Here is an 18866-nt window from a genome sequence, read left to right as displayed (position 1 = left end):
TGGTATTTAACAGGCAAATAAAATTATTTAGTATTTCTTGAAGATGCCATTATTTATGTATATTTGGGAATAATAGTAGTAATTAATCAGATTTACGATAAAAAATACATATTTACTTTATAAATTAGTATGATACAAAAATAATTATAATAGATGATAAAATTATTAAATTGGGTGCAACAGTTGAAATTGAGAATGAATCTCATATACAATCATCTCAGACGAAAGAGAAATAAAAAGTTAGACTTAAATATATACGGAGGTAAATTATGAAAAAGAATTTATTAAAGACGTTAGTAGTTTCTTGTGTTACAGCTTTAATGTTCATGGGATGTGGAGCTAAAACAGAAGATGGAGCTAATAACGTATCAGAAAATACTGTAACAGTTACAGATGTAAGAGGAGAAGTAGAAATACCAGCAGATCCTCAAAGAATAGTAGACTTAAGCGGAAACAGTGATATTTTATCAATTTTAGGATATAAGGTTATAGGAACTGCAAATAGTGATGCTTATGATTATACTAAATTCCCAGCATACTTAGAAGAAACATTAAAAGGTGCAGAGATTTTAGGTTACAGCATGCAAGATACTATGGACGTAGAAGCAGTTATGAACTTAAACCCAGACTTAATAGTTATATCAACAGTTCAAGAGAAGATGTATGACCAATTAAGTGAGATTGCTCCAACAGTTATGATTCAATTAGAAGCTTTAAACTGGAAAGATGATGTTAAAGCTTTAGCAGAAGTATTCAATAAAGAAGATGTTGCAAATGAGTGGATAGCAAATTACGAAACTAAAGCTAAGGAAGCTGGAGATAAGATTAAAGCAGAATACGGTGAAGATACAACTTATCTTTCATTCTTAGCAAGTGGTGGACAATTCTTTATCTTTGATGGTGCAGGTTTTGGTGATGTATTATACAACGATATGGGACTTGCAAAACCAGAAGGAATGCCAGAACAAACTGATATAAGCTTACCAGTTGTAACTTATGAAGGATTAGCATCAATCAAAGCTGATTATATATTCTTAATAGCAACTGCTGAAGATTTAGCTCAGCTTGAATCAAATGCAATATGGAACAACTTACCTGCAGTTAAAGAAGGTCATGTAGTAGTATTAGATTCATCACCATACTTTAACCAAGGATATAGCTCAATCGGAAGAGAATTATTAGTAGATGAAATAGGTGAAATGTTAAATGGAACAAAGTAAGAAGCGTACAATAATCTTTGTGATTTGTAGTTTGTTACTTTTAGTAGGAGGACTGGTTCTGGCTGTAAGGCTAGGATCCGTCCATATTACTTTTACGGACATTTTTGACAGTATCTTTAATTATAGTGAAACTTTAGAAAAAATGCTTGTTAGAGATGTACGTATTCCAAGAGCTCTTTCTGTATTATTAACAGGAGGGATACTAGGAGTAACAGGTGCTATGATTCAAGGAGTTACAAGAAACCCAATAGCTGAACCATCAATATTAGGGGTTAGCCAAGGAGCAACTTTAGTAATAGCTATTTTTTATGCAGCAGGTATTGCAATAACTACAACTAATGTAATGATAGCTTCTTTTATAGGAGCACTTATAACTGGAATTATAGTCTTAGGATTTATATCAAAAAAAGCCAATAATAATTCTATTGCAAAAATACTTTTAGCAGGAACAGCTATGAGTACCTTTTTTATTTCATTAACTACAGTTATAGGACTTTTATCAAACCAATCTCAAATGATAGGTTTCTGGGTTTCTGGAGGATTCAGAAATGCTAGTTGGGCAGATTTTAGATTAGTATTTTTTGTAGGAATTATAGGTCTTATTATAGCTTGTGTTTTATCACCAAAGATAAATATTTTAAATCTTGGTGACGATGTAGCTATTGGTCTTGGTCAAAATCCAGAGAAAATAAGGTTTATGACTCTTATGGTTATGATACCAATGTGTGCGGCAGCAGTAGCAGTAGGTAAAAATATAGCCTTTGTTGGACTTATAGTTCCACAGATAGTTAGAAAATTATTAGGTGAAGATTATAGAAGAAATATTCCATGTTCATTTTTACTTGGAGCAGTTCTTTTAACTTATGCAGATATTGCAGCTAGAATGTTATTTAATCCGTATGAAACTCCAATTGGAGTATTTACAGCATTAATTGGAATACCATTTTTCATAGCAATAGCTAGAAAGGAGAGGGGATAATGAAAAAAAGAAAATACAAAATAACTTTATTAATTTTATTAGCGTTATTAGTTATCTCCTTTGCAGTTACATTATGCTGGGGTACATATAAGGTTTCACCATTAGAGGTTATAAATACTCTTCTTGGAAATGGAACTAAGCTTCAAAATACAGCTATATTAAGTATAAGACTGCCTAGAATGTTAGTAGGAATATCAGTAGCAGTTGCATTATCAACAGCAGGAGCGATACTTCAAACTATAACTAAGAATGATTTAGCGGATACAGGGATAATAGGTATAAATGCAGGAGCATCAGTAGCAGCAATATTATTTATCACTTATCAAACTGCTAATTATTATAGTGAGCTTGGAGGACTTTCAATATTTGTATTACCTATTATGGCAGTAATAGGGGCAGGTATTGCAGCCTTTATGATATATATGTTATCAAGCAGAAAAGGAATAAGACCAAAAAGACTTTTATTAATAGGTATTGGATTAAATGCAGGACTTAATGCTTTTATAACTTTCTTTACTTTTAGAGGTGGAGTTGGAGATTATAATAAGGTATTAGTATGGACATCAGGAAGTCTTTGGGGTTCAGGATGGAGCTATGCAAAGGTAATAATCCCAATAGTACTTTTAATGTTTGTAGTAGTTTTACTAAACCATAAAAAATTAGATGTTTTAAATCTTTCAGATGAGATTGGGATATCTTTAGGATTAAACTTAGAAAAAGAAAGAAAGAAGTTTTTAAGCTTTGCAGTTATTTTAGCAGGAGTAGCAACAGCCTTTGCAGGAAATATTGGATTTTTAGGACTTATATCTCCTCATATTGCAAAGAAGTTAGTTGGGCCTTATCATAAGAATTTCGTTGTAATTTCAGCGGTGATAAGCGTTATAATAATTCTTCTTGCTGATGCGGTTTCAAGAAATTTATTTTCTCCAATTGAAATTCCAGTGGGAATAACAGTGTCAATATTTGGAGTACCATATTTTATTTATTTAATGATGAAGGAGAAATAATTATGGAAGCTATTAGTGTAAAGAATTTAACAGTATCTTATGAAAATAATACTATAATTCAAGATATGGATTTATCTATACCAAAGGGAAAGATAAGTATAATAATTGGAGCAAATGGATGCGGAAAATCAACACTCCTAAAAACTATATCAAGAATTAATAAGCCTAAAGCAGGTGATATTTTCATAAATAATAAAAATATAAAAAAGGTTAAGGAAAAGGATATAGCAAAAGAAGTTGCATTTCTTCCTCAAGGACCAGTTTGTCCAAGCGGTCTTACAGTAAGAGAACTTGTAGCCTTTGGAAGATTCCCTCATCAAAAAATGATAGGTGGACTTAATAGCCATGATAAAGAAGTTATTGACTGGGCAATAAAAGAAACTGGACTTAGTGAATTTGCAGATAGAGAAGTTGAAAATTTATCAGGTGGACAGAGACAAAGAGCTTGGATAGCTATGACCCTTGCTCAAGAAACAGAGATTATAATGCTTGATGAACCTACAACTTATTTAGATATGTCTTATCAGCTTGAGGTTTTAGAAGTGCTTCAAAAGCTTAATAAAGAAAAAAAGATTACAGTAGTCATAGTTCTTCATGAGCTTAACAATGCTTGTAGATTTGCAGATAACATAATAGGTCTTAAAAAAGGAAAGACTGTTTGCCAAGGAAGACCTTTAGAAGTTATTAATAAAGAAAACTTGAAAAAGATTTACGGTATAGATGCAAAACTTACAGAAAGTGAAAATAAAGAATACCCAATATGCATAGATTATGAACTTTTTAGGGGGATAAATGAAAAATAAAAACTTTATAATTATAGTACTAGGGCAGATTATATCTCTCTTTGGTAATGCTATTCAAAGATTTAGTATGTCCTTATACTTGTTAGAATTTACAGGAAGTACAGCTGCTTTTTCTAGGATATTAGCTATATCAACTATACCCTATATCTTATGTGCACCTATTGCTGGAAGACTTTCAGACAATGTAAATAGGAAAAAGATAATGGTATACTTAGATTTTTTCTGCTCAGTATTGATTGGAGGATATGCCTTTATATTACTTAGAGGAAGAGATAGCGAACTTATAGTTGGAACAGTTATGTTTATACTATCAATCTGCTATACATTATATGGACCAGCAGTAACTTCTTCAATTCCTCAGATTGTAGAAGAGGAAAAGCTAACTTCAGCAAATGGGATAATAAATCAAGTAAGTTCAATAGTAAATTTTGTAGGCCCTATATTGGCAGGGTTACTTTATGGATTTGTTGGGATAAAGCTTATAGTAATAATAAATGCAGTAAGTTTCTTAGCATCAGCAGTAATGGAATTATTCTTAGATATACCAGATGTAGTTAAAGTTGAAGAAGTATCTTGTGATAAAGATGATAAAGTAATATCTATGGATTTTGTAAAAAAATCATTTGTGGATATGAAAAATAGCTTTATTTACTTAAAGAAAGAAAAGAAAATCATATTAGGAATTATAGCTTCTTATGCATTTTGTAATATTTTCTTAGTGCCAATATTATCAATAGTTGCACCATATTTTATAAATATATTATTAGGACTTTCATCACAGGTTTATGGAATAGTAGAAGGACTGTGTGTGTTAGGTATGATACTAGGAGGATTCCTTATAAGTGTTAAGCCAAAAATGTTCTCAATGAAAAAAGTTCATTATACATATTTCCCTATGATAATAGGTGTTATATTAATGGCAACATTAGGATTTATAAAAATAAATAATTATGCTTTAGCTGGACTTTTTGCATTTGGGGGCATGGCAATAATGCTATCTTTAGCATTATCAAATGTACTTACTTTAACATTTATACAAAAAGAAGTAAGAAGCGATATGCTTGGACGTGTATCAGCCTTTTCAACAGCAGTAGCAACTATAAGTGTTGCGCCAGGGCAATTACTATTTGGACAAGTAATAGATATGGGAATACATATAAGTATAATCTTAGGTATAACAGCTATATTAAACATTGCACTTATGCTGTTTATTAAATGGAATGTAAGAGAATTAGCATAATTTTCTTAAAAAAACTTTCTTGACATATATTTAAATTTTATGATAATGTTTATAAAGTCGACAGCAGAAATGCGTAGAATTCGGACAGGATTCTACGCATATTTTTTTTGCCAAAATAAGTTTCAGGTAGCTTTTCTAAAAAAGACTCCAGTTATGTAATTTAGGAGGTTCAAATGAAAAAATCAGAAGAGAGTAAGTTTTTAGGTGAAGAGAAAATTTCAAAATTATTATTAAAATTTTCTGTTCCATGTATTTTATCATTACTTATCAGTTCATTATATAATATCGTAGATCAAATATTTATTGGTAATAGTGAAATGGGATACTTAGGAAATGCATCAACGACTATAGTATTCCCAATTACTATTATAGCAGTTGCTTTTGCATGGTGTTTTGGAGATGGTGCAGCAGCGTATTTAAGTATATGTCAGGGAAAGAAGGATACAAAGGATGTTCATAAAAGCATAGGTAATAGTATTACAGCTACATTTGTTATAAGTTTAATTTTTGTAGCCATAGGTTTTATGTTTAAGGATGAAATATTATTTGCTTTTGGTGCATCTAGTGCAAGCATAGGATTAGCTAGAGAATATTTTGTTATAATACTTGCAGCAATTCCTATATATATGCTTATGAATATGATGAATGCAATTATTCGTGCAGATGGAAGCCCTGCATACTCAATGGCGTCTATGCTTGTTGGAGCTATTATAAATATCATTTTAGATCCAATCTTTATTTTTGTGTTTAAATGGGGAATTAAAGGGGCAGCATACGCAACTATTATAGGACAAATAATTTCATTTATAATTTCAGCAAGCTATTTCTTTAAGACAAAAACATTCAAATTAAAGTTAGAAAGCTTTAAAATGAATTTCTGTATATTTAGTAATGTTATCAAATTAGGGGCATCTACTTTTATTACACAAATGTCTATAGTTATAATATCATTAGTATGTAACATCATGCTTGTTAAGTATGGGTCAGTGTCTAAGTATGGTCAAGATATTCCTATTGCAGTTATCGGTATTGCAATGAAAGTATTTACTATAGTTATTAATATTGTTGTTGGTATAGTTCTTGGAGGACAACCTATTCTTGGATACAACTATGGCGCAAAAAAATATAATAGAGTAAAAGAAGCTTATAAGATAATATTCATTTCTACATTAATCGTAGGAATTATAGCTACACTTATTTTTGAACTTTGTCCACAAGTTATAATTGGAATGTTTGGCGCTGAGTCAGAGTTGTATAATGAGTTTGCTAAGATGACTTTCCGTATTTTCCTTTCTTTAGTTACTTTTACTTGTACAATAAAAATGACATCAATTTTCTTCCAAGCAGTTGGCCAACCAGCTAAAGCAGCAATTATTTCATTAACTAGAGATATTGTTTGCTTTGTACCACTTGTAATATTGCTTCCAATTAAAATGGAGATTACAGGGATACTTTGGGCAGCACCTATTGCAGATGGAATAGGAATGATTATTTCTATGATATTTGTTACATTATTCTTAAAGTCGCTAGATAAGAATATTGATAAAAAACAATTAGACTATAAAGAAGTAGTTTAAATAAAGATTATTTATTGAAGCATACTAACTTTATAAGGAGTATGATATATATGAAAGTAAAGATAGTATGTACTAGAGATAATGAAACAAAAATTGTAGACCTACCTATGAATGAGGAAGAATTATTAAAAATTCAAGGTAGTGTACTTGATAGAGATACAGTTGGTTATATAACAGGTGCAGAAATTAAATACTATGATGAAAATCTAAATGAAATAGATAATGTATTTCTATTAAATAGACAACTTAAAAATATTTTAAAATAAAAGATGCTATAGGGTAACTAAGATTATGAATGTTACTCTATAGCATTTTAAATTTTATTTACTTTTCAAATGGGCTTTCATTAAATCTTATATAATAATCTTGAGTGTATTCGCATACAGGACATTTAGCAGGTGCACTTTCACCTTCATAAATATATCCGCAATTTGTACACATCCATTGAAGCTTATTAGTTGCTTTAAATAAGGAACCATTTTCAAGCATAGTAGCATAATTATTAAATCTTTCTGAATGAACTTTTTCAACTGATGCAATATTATTAAATAAAGTATATATATCCATGAAACCTTCCTCTTTTGCTGTTTCTGCAAAAGATTTATAGATTTCATCATGTTCAGCAGATTCATGTTTTGCTGCTGATTTTAATAATGTTAAAGTACTGCTTTCAACTTCAGCTGGATATGTAGCTGTTATTTCTATTTCTTGACCAGAAAGCTCTTTAAGCTTTTTCATAAACTGCCAAGCATGAGCTTTTTCTTGATTTGCAGTATAGATAAATAAGTCATGTAAAATTTGATAACCTTCTTTTTTAGTAGCATCTGCAGCAAAAGTATATCTGTTTCTTGCTTGACTCTCACCAGCAAAAGCTCTCATTAAATTTTCTTTAGTCCTACTATTTTTAAAATCTACCATTTAGACGACCTTCCTTTCAATAGTATGAAATCCACTTTAGTATTAAAATTAATTCGTAATAAATATATTTTATACAGAATATATAGATTTATACTAAATTTTACTAAATGAGATGACATTAAAAATGTTGAAATTTAATAAAAATATGGTAATGTAAAATTAAGGGGATTTATATTAAATTATAGCTAATTTTAATATAAGTGAGAGAGGTGATTAATATGACATATTATTGTCCAGATTGTGGTAAGGTTATAGAATGTATAAGAGGCTGTGGTTCAACTGGATACTTTTGCAATGAGTGTAAAAAGTTAATATCTAGTAAGGCTGTATTAACAGAACCAAAAACTGAAGTTAAAGAAGAAAAATAATTAATATCTATTAATCTAAATTAAATAGTAAATATTTAATTTAAGAAAATAATAAGGATTAATTTTAAAGGGTACAAAAGCAACTTTGGGGGGATAAATAATGATTAATTTAAATGTATTAAAAGAATTATCTGATGCATTTGGACCATCAGGCTTTGAAGATGATGTTGTAGAGGTTATAAAAAAGCATTGTAAAGATATGATAGTAGAAAATGATGCTATGAATAATGTTTTTGCTAAGTTAAAAAATAATAGTGGCAAAAAGATAACAGTAATGTTAGATGCCCATACTGATGAAGTTGGATTTATGGTACAAGCTATAAATGATAATGGGTTATTAAGTATAGTAAAGCTTGGGGGATGGCATAACACTACTATTCCTGCACATACTGTTTATATAAAAAATAGAGATGGTGAATTAATAAGGGGTATTACAACTTCTAAGCCATCACATTTTATGACTGCAGCCGAAAAATCTAGCAATGCATTAGAAATTGAGGATATATTTATTGATGTTGGGGCAAGTAGTAAGGAAGAAGTTATAGATATATTTAAAATTAAGGTTGGAGACCCAGTAGCACCAAATGTAGAATTTGATTTTAATGAAAAAACTGGTGTATGTTTTGGAAAGGCTTTTGATAATAGGGTAGGGTGTTTCTGTATTATTCAAACATTAAAGGCTTTAGCAGATATTATAGATTTAGAAGTAGATGTAGTAGGTGCTTTTGCAGCACAAGAAGAGGTTGGTATTCGTGGGGCTCAAATAACAACTGAGGTAGTTAATCCTGATTTAGCAATTGTTTTTGAAGGCTCACCAGCAGATGATTTATATTATTCAAAAAATATATCTCAAGGAGCATTAAAAAAAGGTACTCAAATTAGAAATTTAGATCAAGGATATATAGCAAATCCTTTATTTATAAGATATGCAGAAGATATTGCAGATAAAAATTCTATAAAATATCAAAATGCAGTTAGACGTGGTGGCTCAACAGATGCAGCTAAGATAAGTTTAGGGAATAAGGCAGTTCCTTGTTTAGTTTTAGGAATTCCATCAAGATATGTTCATAGTCATTATAATTACTGCGCAAAGGAAGATATTGAAGCATCTGTATCTTTAGCTGTAGAAGTTATTAAGAATTTAAATGAAGAGTCAATTAACAAGATTATGAGAAAGTAACTAATATAAAAGCTATACTTATTAATTTAAGTATAGCTTCTAATTTTATTTGATTTATAAATATTAAACATAAAAAGTTAATTGTTAATGTTTCAATATTTAATTATTTGAATTTTTGTGGAAATTGCTTAATTATACCATCAACAAGTATATCAGCGAACATAATCATGTGATCTTCACCTTTATCAAATGCAATAATATCTGAGCTCCAATCCCCATTTAATCTAGCTACAGCTTGAGCTGTAACAAACTCTAGATGCTTATGTAGCATATCTTTTAGAGTTTGATTTGAGTAGTTAGGGTTAGCAGAACTTAAAAAGTCAGCTATTTGATCAGCATTTTCATACCATAATTTATTATATTTTTCTAAATCATCTTTCTTTCCGTTTTTAGCTGCATCAACAACTTGACCTGCAAGTTCTATATGTTCTCTCAATAAAGTGGCAAGTTTATCTCCGGCTTCTTCACCATAATATGGTTTAATTGATGAACCGATATCATCTTGATTTTTAAGAAGTCTTTCTAATACAGGACCTTTATCCTCAAGTGAGTCTAAGTCACTTACAATAAAGCTTCTAGTCCATAAAACATAGTCTATCCAAAGTTTCCTTTCTGCCATTCTTAACTCACATGTAGCTTTATTATAGGGTATATCTTTAGATTCTCTATCTTCTAAAGCTTGAACTTTAGTTGGTGATAAGATTAAAGATAATAAAAATAGTGAAAATAATGTGTTTATTAATAATTTTTTCATTAATATATACTCCTTTAATAATTAGATTTCAATTTTAGTTTTTTTAAATTTGAATAGAAGTATACATAATTAATATATATTTTTTATTTAATTAGAGCTTATATATAATGAGGGGTGCAAATAATATAAAATAGGATACTATTTTAATTTAGCATCTAATTCATTTGATATTGCTAAGTTATAAATATAAGCATTATTTACTTCATTTATAAAGTCAATTTTCTTTTCCTCTGTAAGATTAATATCAGCTAACATTTTGTGATATTTCATAACATATCCTCTTAAATCAGTAATTTCAGGGAATCGATAGTAGTTTAATCCTTCAGCAGATATATTATAGCTTGTACTTAATAGAGATAAGAATGTTCTACCACCAAATAAGTCAGCTAAAAATCTTGTATAAGCATAAGCTACAACAAGCTCAGGGCTTTTTTCTGATAACTCTTCAATTTTAGCAACACAAGCTTCAGTAGAAGCAAGAAGTTTCATTGAATCTAGCTTATCACCTAAAAGGAATTCTAAATCCTTTCTCATAAGTTCAGAACGATATAATTCTTTAGTAACAAAAGGTTTAACTATTTCATTATTTTCATTTTTATCTAAAGCTACTTCAATTGCTCTATACATTCTTTCTAAGTTAAAGATATATTCAGCATATCCTTCAACAGAAGCAGTTCCATCCATTAATTTTTTTATATATCCTGTATTTTCTGCTGCACTATGTAATAGTGAAGTCTTTTCTTTAATATCCATCATAAATTTCATTTCTATCACCTCGAGTATATTATATTATTATTTAATTGATAATATATATCATTAGATAATAATTATCAAATATCATAACTGATGAAAAGATTAATTCTGATTAAAATAGTCTGATATACTCGTGATTTCTCTTAAATTCTTAGTATTTTCTATTGGGTTACATAACTTAACAATTAGTATAAGTTTTAAGCGTGAATACTGAGTAAAAAATTATATTTAGAATAATTTAAATATTAGGTAAAATATATACATAATATCTAGAGTGAAATATATACTTATGTGTGAAGATAGGAGTTAAAAATGATAAAACCTGAGGTAATTAAATATTTTAGTGAAAAAGAAATGAGAATATATGATTATATAAATAAAAATAGCGATAAATTTCCTTATATGACAATAAGAGAAGTAGCTGATGAAGTATCAGTATCAACAACGACTATATTAAATTTTATCAAGAAGATAGGATATCCTAATTATAGTAGTTTTAAATATGCATATAAGGTAAAGGAAAAGAAAGAAAAAAGCAAAGAGAATAAGTATGATTTTAAGGAAGTCATAAAATGTTTAGATAAATTTGATTCAACATTTTATAAAGGTAAATTTGAATGCGCCATTAATATTTTAAGAAATAGTGATAATGTTATATTCATAGGGATAGGGAATTCAGGTATTATAGCTCAATATGGAGCAAGGTTATTTTCAAGTATTGGGAAGTTTTCGTTAGCTATAAATGACCCATATCTAAGAGTTGGTTATTTAGGTGCAAAGTCTACTATAATAGTTTTATCAGTATCTGGAGAAACACCAGAAATTATTAGGGAAGTCAAGGAGTTTAAAAAGCTAGGATGTAAGATTATTGTAATAGCTACAACTGAGAATTGTACCCTTTCTAGAATGTCTGATGTTACAATCCCGTATTATATTGAGTCTGTTTATAATGAGTTTATAGATATAACTACCCAAATGCCTGCTATAGGAATAATTGAAAATTTAAGTAGAATATTAAGTAATTAAGACATAGCTAAATAAAAAACGCTATGTTTTTTATTTTTGACAAAAAAACATAAGATGATTACTTTTTATAGAACTCCCAAAGTTATTCAAATTTTATTCACAATTGATATAATTATTTTTGAAATCGATTCAAGTTATAATTAATAATTAATTAATTTTGGTTGGCCAAATATATTTTAAAATCTTTATCAAAGAAAGGATTGAAATAAAATATGATGGAAAAATTCCAAGCATTTATGGAAAAGTATTTCGTTCCATTAGCAACAAAGCTTAATGGACAAAGACACGTTGCTGCTGTACGTGATGCATTTACATTATCATTCCCACTTACAATGGGAGGTTCATTAGTTATATTAATCAACTACGTTTTATTATCACCAGATGGATTCGTTGCAAGTATACTTCACTTAGATAAGTTAATTCCCAATTTAGCAGATTATCAAGCAATATTTACTCCTATTATAAATGGTACTACTAGTATCCTTGCAATTATTATAGCGTTTCTTACAGCTTATGAATTAGCTGGAAACATGGGTGGAGATAAGTTATTATCAGGTATAACATCTCTTTCATGTTACTTTATAATGTATCCAACTGCTCAAGAATTTGTAAATGGTGGTTCAGGTTTAAGCACTACTTACTTTGGAGCACAAGGATTATTCGTTTCTTTATTAGTAGGTTTAGTTGTAGGAGAACTTATAACTAGATTAAGTAAAAATAAAAGATTACGTATTGCGATGCCAGAAATGGTTCCACCAGCTGTATCAAAATCATTTAACTTATTAATACCTATAATAATGGTTTTAGGTTTAGCAGGTTTAGCTAACTTCATATTCTTAAAGGTTACACCAGATGGTATACAAGCACTAGTTTATAATGTAATACAAGCACCATTACAATCTTTAGGAAGCTCAATGGGAACAATCTTAACCTTTGTAGTAGTTCAACAATTATTATGGGTTTTAGGTATCCATGGACCAAATACTTTAAGTGCATTAAGATCAATTATATTCGCAGAACAAGGTCTTATTAATTTAGAATATACAGTAGCAGCTGGGACTGCATGGGGAGCTCCTTATCCAGTAAACTGGGGATCAATAAATGATGCATTTGGTAATATTGGAGGATCTGGTGCAACACTAGGATTAATTTTAGCAATATTCCTTGTAGGTAGAAAAAATAAAGCACAATATGAAATTAGTAAGATGGCACTTGCTCCAGGGTTATTTAATATAAATGAACCAATTATATTTGGATTACCAATAGTTATGAATCCAATTTACGTAATACCATTTATATTAGCACCAGTTGTATGTAATATTATTGGATATTTATGTGTAGCAGTATTTGAAATTATACCACCTGTAGCATATAGTGTTGCATGGACAACACCTGGATTCTTAATACCTTTCTTAGGGTCAGGAGCTAATAACTTCTTATCATTATTAATAGGTATTTTATGTTTAGGGGTAAGTACACTTATTTATATGCCATTCGTAATGGTTAGTGCAAAAGCTGCACAAAAAGATGATGACCTAGAAGTGGAGGAAGTAGTTTAATGGATAAAAATTTCTTATGGGGTGGAGCTGTTGCTGCACACCAACTAGAAGGCGGATATAATGCTGGTGGTAAAGGATTATCTATAGCAGACGTAATGACAGTTGGAGGCAATGGTATTCATAGAAGAATTACAGATGGAGTCGTAGAAGGAGAAATATACCCTAACCATGAAGCAATTGATTTTTATCATCATTATAAAGAAGATGTTGCACTATTTGCAGAAATGGGATTCAAGTGCTTTAGAACTTCAATTTCATGGGCAAGAATATTCCCTAATGGAGATGAATTAGAACCAAATGAAGAAGGGTTAAAATTCTATGATGATTTATTTGATGAATTATTAAAAAATGGAATAAAACCAGTTATTACATTATCTCATTTTGAGATGCCATATAATCTTGTAAAGCAATATGGCGGATTTAGAAATCGTAAATGTATTGATTTCTTTGTTAGATTTGCAAAAGTATGTTTTGAAAGATATAAAGATAAAGTTGAATATTGGATGACATTCAATGAAATAAATAATCAAACTGCAGTTGAAAATGAATTTGGTATATATACTTGTTCTGGAGTTAGATTTAAGGAAGATGATAATCGTGAAGAGCTTATGTATCAAGTTGTTCATCATGAGTTTATAGCAAGTGCTTTAGCAGTTGCTGAAGGTAAAAAGATAAATCCTAACTTTAAAATTGGATGTATGCTAGCATGTGTACCTGTATATCCTTATTCTTGTAATCCAGATGATGTTATGCAAGCAGTAGAGCAAATGCATCAAAGATATATGTTCACAGATGTAATGGTAAGAGGTTATTATCCATCATACACTAAAAAGTTCTGGGAAAAGAATAACTTAAATATTGTTATGGAACCAGGTGATGATGAAATATTAAGAAATGGATGTGTAGATTACATCGGATTCTCATATTATATGTCAGCAACGACTAAAACTGGTGAAGATACAATAATGGCTGGGGTTAAAGGAGCTGTTCAAAATCCTTATATTAAGTCAAGTGATTGGGGTTGGCCAATTGATCCAGTAGGATTAAGATACTCTTTAAATGTTCTTTATGAAAGATATCAAGTACCTCTATTTATAGTTGAAAATGGATTTGGTGCTTATGATAAATTAAGTGAAGATGGAAAATATCATGATGATTATCGTGTAGAATACTTAAGAAAGCATATTGAGCAATTAAAGAAAGCGGTAGATGAAGATGGCGTTGATGTTATTGGATATACTGTTTGGGGATGCATAGATGTTGTTTCTTATGGTACTGGTGAGATGGAAAAACGTTATGGGTTCATTCATGTAGATAAAAACAATAAAGGTGAAGGTACTTTAAGAAGATCTAAAAAGGAATCATTTAATTGGTATAAAAATGTTATAGCTTCAAATGGTGAAGAGCTATAGTATTTAGATAGAAAAATTGACAAAGGAGTTACCATGAAAGAATTAATATTAAAATTAAAATTTGATAAGCCAAATAATGTAGGATTTTTCAGAAGATTTATATCATATATGATAGATTGGTATATTGGTGGAATACTAACTTCATTACCAATTATTTTAACTTATACAGCTATGAATAATGGCAATATAGGGATTATAGAGCAAAACATAAATATATTTGAATATCCTTTAAATATAATAATTGGACTTGCATCATTCATGGTAGCTGCACTTTACTATGTATATGTACCTATGTTTATAAATAATGGACAAACATTAGGAAAGAAAATAATGAAGTTAAGAATAGTAAATAATGATTATACTCAAGCTTCAAAAAAGCAATTATTTATTAGACAATTTGTTATTATTCTTTTATTAGAAGGAAGTCTTTATACTTCAAGTAATATGTTACATCAAGTAATTAATGAAGTTACTGGAGCAAATATTGTAAGTATATATAATACTATAGGTATAGTTATAACAGTCTTTTCAGCACTACTAGTTATAATGTTTAAGTCAAGAAGAGCTTTGCACGACATTATAATAAATACTAGAGTTGTAACTGAAAATTCACCAGAATTGAGCGTAGCATAAAAATTTAAAAATACAAAATATATAAATCAGGGGTTAAGTTTAACGTCTGATTTATATTCTTTTCAGGGTCTTTAAATTAATAATAAAGTAAAAATTATATGTAAATATTGATTATTGAATAGATTGTTTTGTCTAATTTTATAATAGGAAACATAAATATAATAATGAAAATATAATTGGGAGAGGATTAGGGTATGAAGTATTTAGTATTTGATGTTGGAGGTAGTGCTATAAAGTATTCTCTAATGAATGACGAATTAGAAATGTTAGAAAAGGGAAGTGAAAAAACGCCATTAGATTCATTAGAAAATTTTAAGCAAGTCATAAAGGGAATTTATGAAAAATATAAAGGACAGATTGATGGAATAGCAATGTCTTTACCTGGATTAATAAATAGAAAAACTAATAGGATGCAAATTCCAGGTGCGCTAGAATATAACTTTGGTGTAGATATATTAAGTGAGCTAAAATCTGTAACTACAGATAGGTTTACAATAGAAAATGATGCAAAATGTGCTGCATTATGTGAAGTAACTTACGGAAGCTTAAAAGGGACAAGTGTAGGTGCTGTATGTATCATTGGTACTGGAATCGGTGGTGGAGTTACCATTGGGGATAATGTTTTAACTGGAAGTAATGGGTTTGCTGGAGAGTTCAGCTATTTTTCAACTAATTGGAGAGATTATGAAGGGTTTAATAGTAAATGGGCAGTTGAGAACAGTGCATTTACATTAGTCTCTATGATTGCAAAAGAGAAAGGATTAAAGGCTGAAGAGTTAGATGGAATTAAGGCATTTGAATTCTGTAATAATGGTGATAAAGCTGCTTTAAAAGCTCTAAGTGATTATTGTGATATAGTAGCAATGGGACTATGGAATATCCAAGCTACTGTAGATCCAGAAAAAATTGCTATCGGTGGTGGAATAAGTAGACAGCCAATTCTTATGGAGTATATAAATAAATCATTAGAAAAGGTTTATTCAAAAATGCCTATTCCAATTCCTAGAGTACAAATAGTAAATTGTAAATTCTTTAATGATTCTAACTTAATTGGAGCTTTAGCAAACTATAAAAAAGTATATAAATAATATAAATAGCTATATGAAGATTTTTATCAATCTTTGTATAGCTATTTATTTTATTAATCAACTACAGGAAAATACTTCATTTAAAATAATATATTATGTATTTTAATTATAATTTGGTAAAATGAGTATGTTAAATTAGAGCGTATTTTACATAAGTATAAATTTAAGTATGTAGGGGATGAAATAAGTATGAATCTTTTGGAAAAGGTAAAGTCACTTAATGAATTAGAATATTCTATTTATGTACATTTAAATAAGGATAAGAATAAAGTTAAAGATTTAAGGTTAAAAGAGGTAGCAGATGAATTGCATGTATCAGCTTCAATGATTACAAGAGTATGTAAAAAGTTAGGCTTTGATGGATTTAGTGAATATAAACTACATTTAAGATACAATGAAGAGAATAATAGAAAAGTAAAAGATGAAAAGTTAAATTACCTATTAGATTATTTTCAGAGGTCGACTACTGAAAATTCAATATTAGAGATAAAGAAAGTTGCAAATGCTATAGTAAACAGTAACGAAGTATTATTTTTAGGATTAGGCTTATCTTCAGCAATAGCTAAATATGGAGCATTATTATTAAATCGTAAAGGTTTTAGAACAGCATTTGTTGATGATATGAGCTGGCGTGTAGAAAATATTTACGATTCAAAAACATTAGCAATTATTTTGACTGTATCAGGTGAAACTGAAGAAGTTAATAAGGCTATATTGAACTTAAAGACTAGAGATATAAAAATTGTAGTTATTAGCAATAGCGAGATGTCTACAGCTGCAAGTTTAGCAGATTATAGTATAGGGTATTACGTACCAAATAGTAGAGATAAATACTTTCATAATTCAGCAACTCAAGTTCCAGTAATACATATTATAGAAAGTATAAGTGATGAAGTTCAAAATTTAATAAAGTTATAATTGCACTATCAATAGATAAAATATGCAGTTAATTTTAAAAAACTAACCTCTTACATCTAATAATTAACCACTTACCTAATTCCAGTTTACAGGAAATTTTAAGGAGAATATAATTAATAGTGTGGAGAGTGAAGAGATGAGAATACGAATTGAAGTTGATGATAGAATTGAAGAAAATGAAGTTATCGTCAGATGTAGTGAATTGAATGATGAGGTTAAGAATATACAGAAGGTACTAGGTGAAGTATTATCACAAAGTAAGCAAATAATCTTTTATAAGGGAAATACAGAATATTATATTTCTTTAGATGAAATTTTATTTTTTGAAACTGAAGAAAGTAGTATAAGTGCACATACCATTAATGACGTATATTCGGTAAAGTATAAACTTTATGAATTAGAAGAGATTTTACCAAATAATTTTTTAAGAGTTTCTAAATCAACAATTCTAAATACTAATCATATTTACTCAATAACAAGAAATATAACATCTGCAAGTATAGTAGAATTTCAAAACACACATAAAAAAGTATTCGTATCAAGACATTATTATAAAGTATTACAATTTAAATTATTAGAAAAGAGGAGATAGGATGAAGAGCGATAGAATATTCTGGGGGGTATTTCTTTTACTTGGAGCAGTATTTTTGCTTGTAAGTAAATTAGGATATTTTTCAGATATAAATATTTTTAGTTTACTATTTACAATTTTATTGGTAGCAATAATTTTAAAGAGTATTATAAAGCTTAGTTTTCCAGGTATATTATTTCCATTAGCTTTTATAGGAATAATATATGATGACAAGCTTGGAATTACGGCTATTACTCCATGGACAATTTTATTTGTAGCTTTACTTGGAAGTATAGGATTATCATTAATTTTTAATAAAAAACCTAAATGGGATAAAGCTAATTATAAATGGGATGGAAACGCAACAGAGACTATTGATATAGAAGATGAAGGACATATAAAGTTAGAAACATCATTTGGGAGTAGTATAAAGTATATAAATACAGATAAATTTGAATATGCTAATCTTAAGTGTTCCTTTGGAAGTATGAATGTATATTTTGATAATGCTATAATGGAAAAAGAAAATGCAGTGGTTAAGATTGATGTATCTTTTGCTGGAATGCAACTATATATACCAAGAGGATGGAATGTTATAAATAACACAAGTGCTTCTTTTGGAGCTGTTGAAGAGAAAAATAGAATAGATGCAGTCAAAACTAATACATTAACTTTAATAGGTGGTATAAGTTTTGCAGGAGTAGAAATTTTCTATATTTAATTTATTAAAGGCGACAATATTTATTGTCGTTTTTCTTTTTTAATATTTTTAATTTTGGCTCTGTTAGATTAAATTGTTGATTTGATACATAATAAAGGTTGTCCAATAAGACAACCTTTATTTACTTATTATATTATAA

Annotated in this window: 20 protein-coding genes; 17 read left to right on the top strand and 3 right to left on the bottom strand. The window is 29.0% G+C overall.

Going from position 1 to position 18866, the window contains the following annotated elements; genetic code table 11:
* The first annotated feature begins 269 nt into the window (after nucleotides 1-269).
* The 7 genes from ARA56_RS14205 (at nucleotide 270) to ARA56_RS14175 (ending at nucleotide 7092) form a co-directional block, all read left to right on the top strand.
* Nucleotides 270-1220, top strand: a complete 951-nt coding sequence (locus tag ARA56_RS14205) for an iron-hydroxamate ABC transporter substrate-binding protein (RefSeq protein ID WP_055267823.1) — start codon at nucleotides 270-272, stop codon at nucleotides 1218-1220.
* The gene (locus tag ARA56_RS14200) at nucleotides 1207-2199 is read left to right on the top strand and encodes a FecCD family ABC transporter permease (protein WP_055267821.1); all 993 of its coding nucleotides are present in this window, start codon (nucleotides 1207-1209) and stop codon (nucleotides 2197-2199) included. The genes ARA56_RS14205 and ARA56_RS14200 overlap by 14 nt, the downstream gene beginning before the upstream one ends.
* The gene (locus tag ARA56_RS14195) at nucleotides 2199-3206 is read left to right on the top strand and encodes a FecCD family ABC transporter permease (protein ID WP_055267819.1); all 1008 of its coding nucleotides are present in this window, start codon (nucleotides 2199-2201) and stop codon (nucleotides 3204-3206) included. The genes ARA56_RS14200 and ARA56_RS14195 overlap by 1 nt, the downstream gene beginning before the upstream one ends.
* Nucleotides 3207-3208: 2 nt before the next feature.
* Nucleotides 3209-4009: an ABC transporter ATP-binding protein gene (locus tag ARA56_RS14190; protein ID WP_055267817.1), complete on the top strand. Its 801-nt coding sequence runs from the start codon at nucleotides 3209-3211 to the stop codon at nucleotides 4007-4009.
* Entirely contained in the window at nucleotides 3999-5249 is a 1251-nt protein-coding gene (locus ARA56_RS14185) for an MFS transporter (protein ID WP_055267815.1), read from the top strand. Before ARA56_RS14190 ends, ARA56_RS14185 begins: the two co-directional genes overlap by 11 nt.
* A gap of 173 nt (nucleotides 5250-5422) precedes the next feature.
* Nucleotides 5423-6826 carry an MATE family efflux transporter gene (locus ARA56_RS14180; protein WP_055267813.1) on the top strand — a complete coding sequence of 468 codons (1404 nt, stop codon included), beginning with the start codon at nucleotides 5423-5425 and terminating at the stop codon, nucleotides 6824-6826.
* A 50-nt stretch (nucleotides 6827-6876) separates the two neighbouring features.
* The gene (locus ARA56_RS14175) at nucleotides 6877-7092 is read left to right on the top strand and encodes a hypothetical protein (protein ID WP_055267811.1); all 216 of its coding nucleotides are present in this window, start codon (nucleotides 6877-6879) and stop codon (nucleotides 7090-7092) included.
* A 58-nt stretch (nucleotides 7093-7150) separates the two neighbouring features.
* On the opposite strand, the gene rbr is transcribed toward ARA56_RS14175, so the two are convergent.
* The gene (gene rbr, locus ARA56_RS14170; RefSeq protein ID WP_055267809.1) at nucleotides 7151-7744 is read right to left on the bottom strand and encodes a rubrerythrin; all 594 of its coding nucleotides are present in this window, start codon (nucleotides 7742-7744) and stop codon (nucleotides 7151-7153) included.
* 218 nt (nucleotides 7745-7962) lie between these two features.
* Between rbr and ARA56_RS16500 the strand changes: the two genes are divergently transcribed.
* Together ARA56_RS16500 and ARA56_RS14165 are read left to right on the top strand one after the other, a co-directional pair.
* Nucleotides 7963-8112, top strand: coding sequence for a YfgJ family double zinc ribbon protein (locus ARA56_RS16500; RefSeq protein WP_084759044.1), 150 nt, complete (start codon nucleotides 7963-7965; stop codon nucleotides 8110-8112).
* 100 nt (nucleotides 8113-8212) lie between these two features.
* Nucleotides 8213-9292, top strand: a complete 1080-nt coding sequence (locus ARA56_RS14165) for a M42 family metallopeptidase (protein WP_055267807.1) — start codon at nucleotides 8213-8215, stop codon at nucleotides 9290-9292.
* A gap of 103 nt (nucleotides 9293-9395) precedes the next feature.
* Here the strand turns inward: ARA56_RS14165 and ARA56_RS14160 are convergent, their stop codons facing one another.
* Together ARA56_RS14160 and ARA56_RS14155 are read right to left on the bottom strand one after the other, a co-directional pair.
* Nucleotides 9396-10046, bottom strand: coding sequence for a hypothetical protein (locus ARA56_RS14160; protein WP_055267805.1), 651 nt, complete (start codon nucleotides 10044-10046; stop codon nucleotides 9396-9398).
* 138 nt (nucleotides 10047-10184) lie between these two features.
* Nucleotides 10185-10811: a biliverdin-producing heme oxygenase gene (locus ARA56_RS14155; RefSeq protein WP_055267803.1), complete on the bottom strand. Its 627-nt coding sequence runs from the start codon at nucleotides 10809-10811 to the stop codon at nucleotides 10185-10187.
* Between the two features lie 300 nt (nucleotides 10812-11111).
* Here ARA56_RS14155 and ARA56_RS14150 point away from each other — a divergent pair, with 300 nt between their 5' ends.
* From ARA56_RS14150 to ARA56_RS14115, 8 genes are all read left to right on the top strand, one after another.
* Nucleotides 11112-11825, top strand: a complete 714-nt coding sequence (locus ARA56_RS14150; RefSeq protein ID WP_055267801.1) for a MurR/RpiR family transcriptional regulator — start codon at nucleotides 11112-11114, stop codon at nucleotides 11823-11825.
* A gap of 212 nt (nucleotides 11826-12037) precedes the next feature.
* Complete coding sequence (locus ARA56_RS14145; RefSeq protein ID WP_207642912.1) at nucleotides 12038-13384, top strand: PTS sugar transporter subunit IIC; 1347 nt, start codon at nucleotides 12038-12040, stop codon at nucleotides 13382-13384.
* Nucleotides 13384-14796, top strand: coding sequence for a 6-phospho-beta-glucosidase (locus ARA56_RS14140; protein ID WP_055267799.1), 1413 nt, complete (start codon nucleotides 13384-13386; stop codon nucleotides 14794-14796). Before ARA56_RS14145 ends, ARA56_RS14140 begins: the two co-directional genes overlap by 1 nt.
* A gap of 33 nt (nucleotides 14797-14829) precedes the next feature.
* Entirely contained in the window at nucleotides 14830-15429 is a 600-nt protein-coding gene (locus tag ARA56_RS14135; RefSeq protein WP_055267797.1) for an RDD family protein, read from the top strand.
* A gap of 194 nt (nucleotides 15430-15623) precedes the next feature.
* Nucleotides 15624-16517 (top strand): ROK family protein, encoded by an 894-nt coding sequence (locus ARA56_RS14130; protein ID WP_055267795.1) that lies wholly within the window; start codon nucleotides 15624-15626, stop codon nucleotides 16515-16517.
* A gap of 189 nt (nucleotides 16518-16706) precedes the next feature.
* The gene (locus ARA56_RS14125) at nucleotides 16707-17435 is read left to right on the top strand and encodes a MurR/RpiR family transcriptional regulator (RefSeq protein ID WP_055267793.1); all 729 of its coding nucleotides are present in this window, start codon (nucleotides 16707-16709) and stop codon (nucleotides 17433-17435) included.
* 136 nt (nucleotides 17436-17571) lie between these two features.
* Nucleotides 17572-18027 (top strand): LytTR family DNA-binding domain-containing protein, encoded by a 456-nt coding sequence (locus tag ARA56_RS14120; protein WP_055267791.1) that lies wholly within the window; start codon nucleotides 17572-17574, stop codon nucleotides 18025-18027.
* Between the two features lies 1 nt (nucleotide 18028).
* On the top strand, nucleotides 18029-18727 hold the full coding sequence (locus ARA56_RS14115) for a LiaF transmembrane domain-containing protein (protein WP_055267789.1): 699 nt from the start codon (nucleotides 18029-18031) through the stop codon (nucleotides 18725-18727).
* Nucleotides 18728-18866 lie beyond the last annotated feature (139 nt).

The organism is Clostridium disporicum (genome assembly GCF_001405015.1).
Classification (GTDB): Bacteria; Bacillota; Clostridia; order Clostridiales; family Clostridiaceae; genus Clostridium; species Clostridium disporicum_B.
The sequence above is the reverse complement of the archived record's forward strand: the minus strand, read 5'-3'. Positions and strand labels throughout refer to the sequence as shown.

What these genes read in the sequence shown, in the direction of transcription:
- ARA56_RS14205 (WP_055267823.1), top strand. Translation starts at nt 270, where the DNA reads ATGAAAAAGAATTTATTAAAGACGTTAGTAGTTTCTTGTGTTACAGCT.
- ARA56_RS14200 (WP_055267821.1), top strand. Translation starts at nt 1,207, where the DNA reads ATGGAACAAAGTAAGAAGCGTACAATAATCTTTGTGATTTGTAGTTTG.
- ARA56_RS14195 (WP_055267819.1), top strand. Translation starts at nt 2,199, where the DNA reads ATGAAAAAAAGAAAATACAAAATAACTTTATTAATTTTATTAGCGTTA.
- ARA56_RS14190 (WP_055267817.1), top strand. Translation starts at nt 3,209, where the DNA reads ATGGAAGCTATTAGTGTAAAGAATTTAACAGTATCTTATGAAAATAAT.
- ARA56_RS14185 (WP_055267815.1), top strand. Translation starts at nt 3,999, where the DNA reads ATGAAAAATAAAAACTTTATAATTATAGTACTAGGGCAGATTATATCT.
- ARA56_RS14180 (WP_055267813.1), top strand. Translation starts at nt 5,423, where the DNA reads ATGAAAAAATCAGAAGAGAGTAAGTTTTTAGGTGAAGAGAAAATTTCA.
- ARA56_RS14175 (WP_055267811.1), top strand. Translation starts at nt 6,877, where the DNA reads ATGAAAGTAAAGATAGTATGTACTAGAGATAATGAAACAAAAATTGTA.
- rbr (WP_055267809.1), bottom strand. Translation starts at nt 7,744, where the DNA reads ATGGTAGATTTTAAAAATAGTAGGACTAAAGAAAATTTAATGAGAGCT.
- ARA56_RS16500 (WP_084759044.1), top strand. Translation starts at nt 7,963, where the DNA reads ATGACATATTATTGTCCAGATTGTGGTAAGGTTATAGAATGTATAAGA.
- ARA56_RS14165 (WP_055267807.1), top strand. Translation starts at nt 8,213, where the DNA reads ATGATTAATTTAAATGTATTAAAAGAATTATCTGATGCATTTGGACCA.
- ARA56_RS14160 (WP_055267805.1), bottom strand. Translation starts at nt 10,046, where the DNA reads ATGAAAAAATTATTAATAAACACATTATTTTCACTATTTTTATTATCT.
- ARA56_RS14155 (WP_055267803.1), bottom strand. Translation starts at nt 10,811, where the DNA reads ATGAAATTTATGATGGATATTAAAGAAAAGACTTCACTATTACATAGT.
- ARA56_RS14150 (WP_055267801.1), top strand. Translation starts at nt 11,112, where the DNA reads ATGATAAAACCTGAGGTAATTAAATATTTTAGTGAAAAAGAAATGAGA.
- ARA56_RS14145 (WP_207642912.1), top strand. Translation starts at nt 12,038, where the DNA reads ATGATGGAAAAATTCCAAGCATTTATGGAAAAGTATTTCGTTCCATTA.
- ARA56_RS14140 (WP_055267799.1), top strand. Translation starts at nt 13,384, where the DNA reads ATGGATAAAAATTTCTTATGGGGTGGAGCTGTTGCTGCACACCAACTA.
- ARA56_RS14135 (WP_055267797.1), top strand. Translation starts at nt 14,830, where the DNA reads ATGAAAGAATTAATATTAAAATTAAAATTTGATAAGCCAAATAATGTA.
- ARA56_RS14130 (WP_055267795.1), top strand. Translation starts at nt 15,624, where the DNA reads ATGAAGTATTTAGTATTTGATGTTGGAGGTAGTGCTATAAAGTATTCT.
- ARA56_RS14125 (WP_055267793.1), top strand. Translation starts at nt 16,707, where the DNA reads ATGAATCTTTTGGAAAAGGTAAAGTCACTTAATGAATTAGAATATTCT.
- ARA56_RS14120 (WP_055267791.1), top strand. Translation starts at nt 17,572, where the DNA reads ATGAGAATACGAATTGAAGTTGATGATAGAATTGAAGAAAATGAAGTT.
- ARA56_RS14115 (WP_055267789.1), top strand. Translation starts at nt 18,029, where the DNA reads ATGAAGAGCGATAGAATATTCTGGGGGGTATTTCTTTTACTTGGAGCA.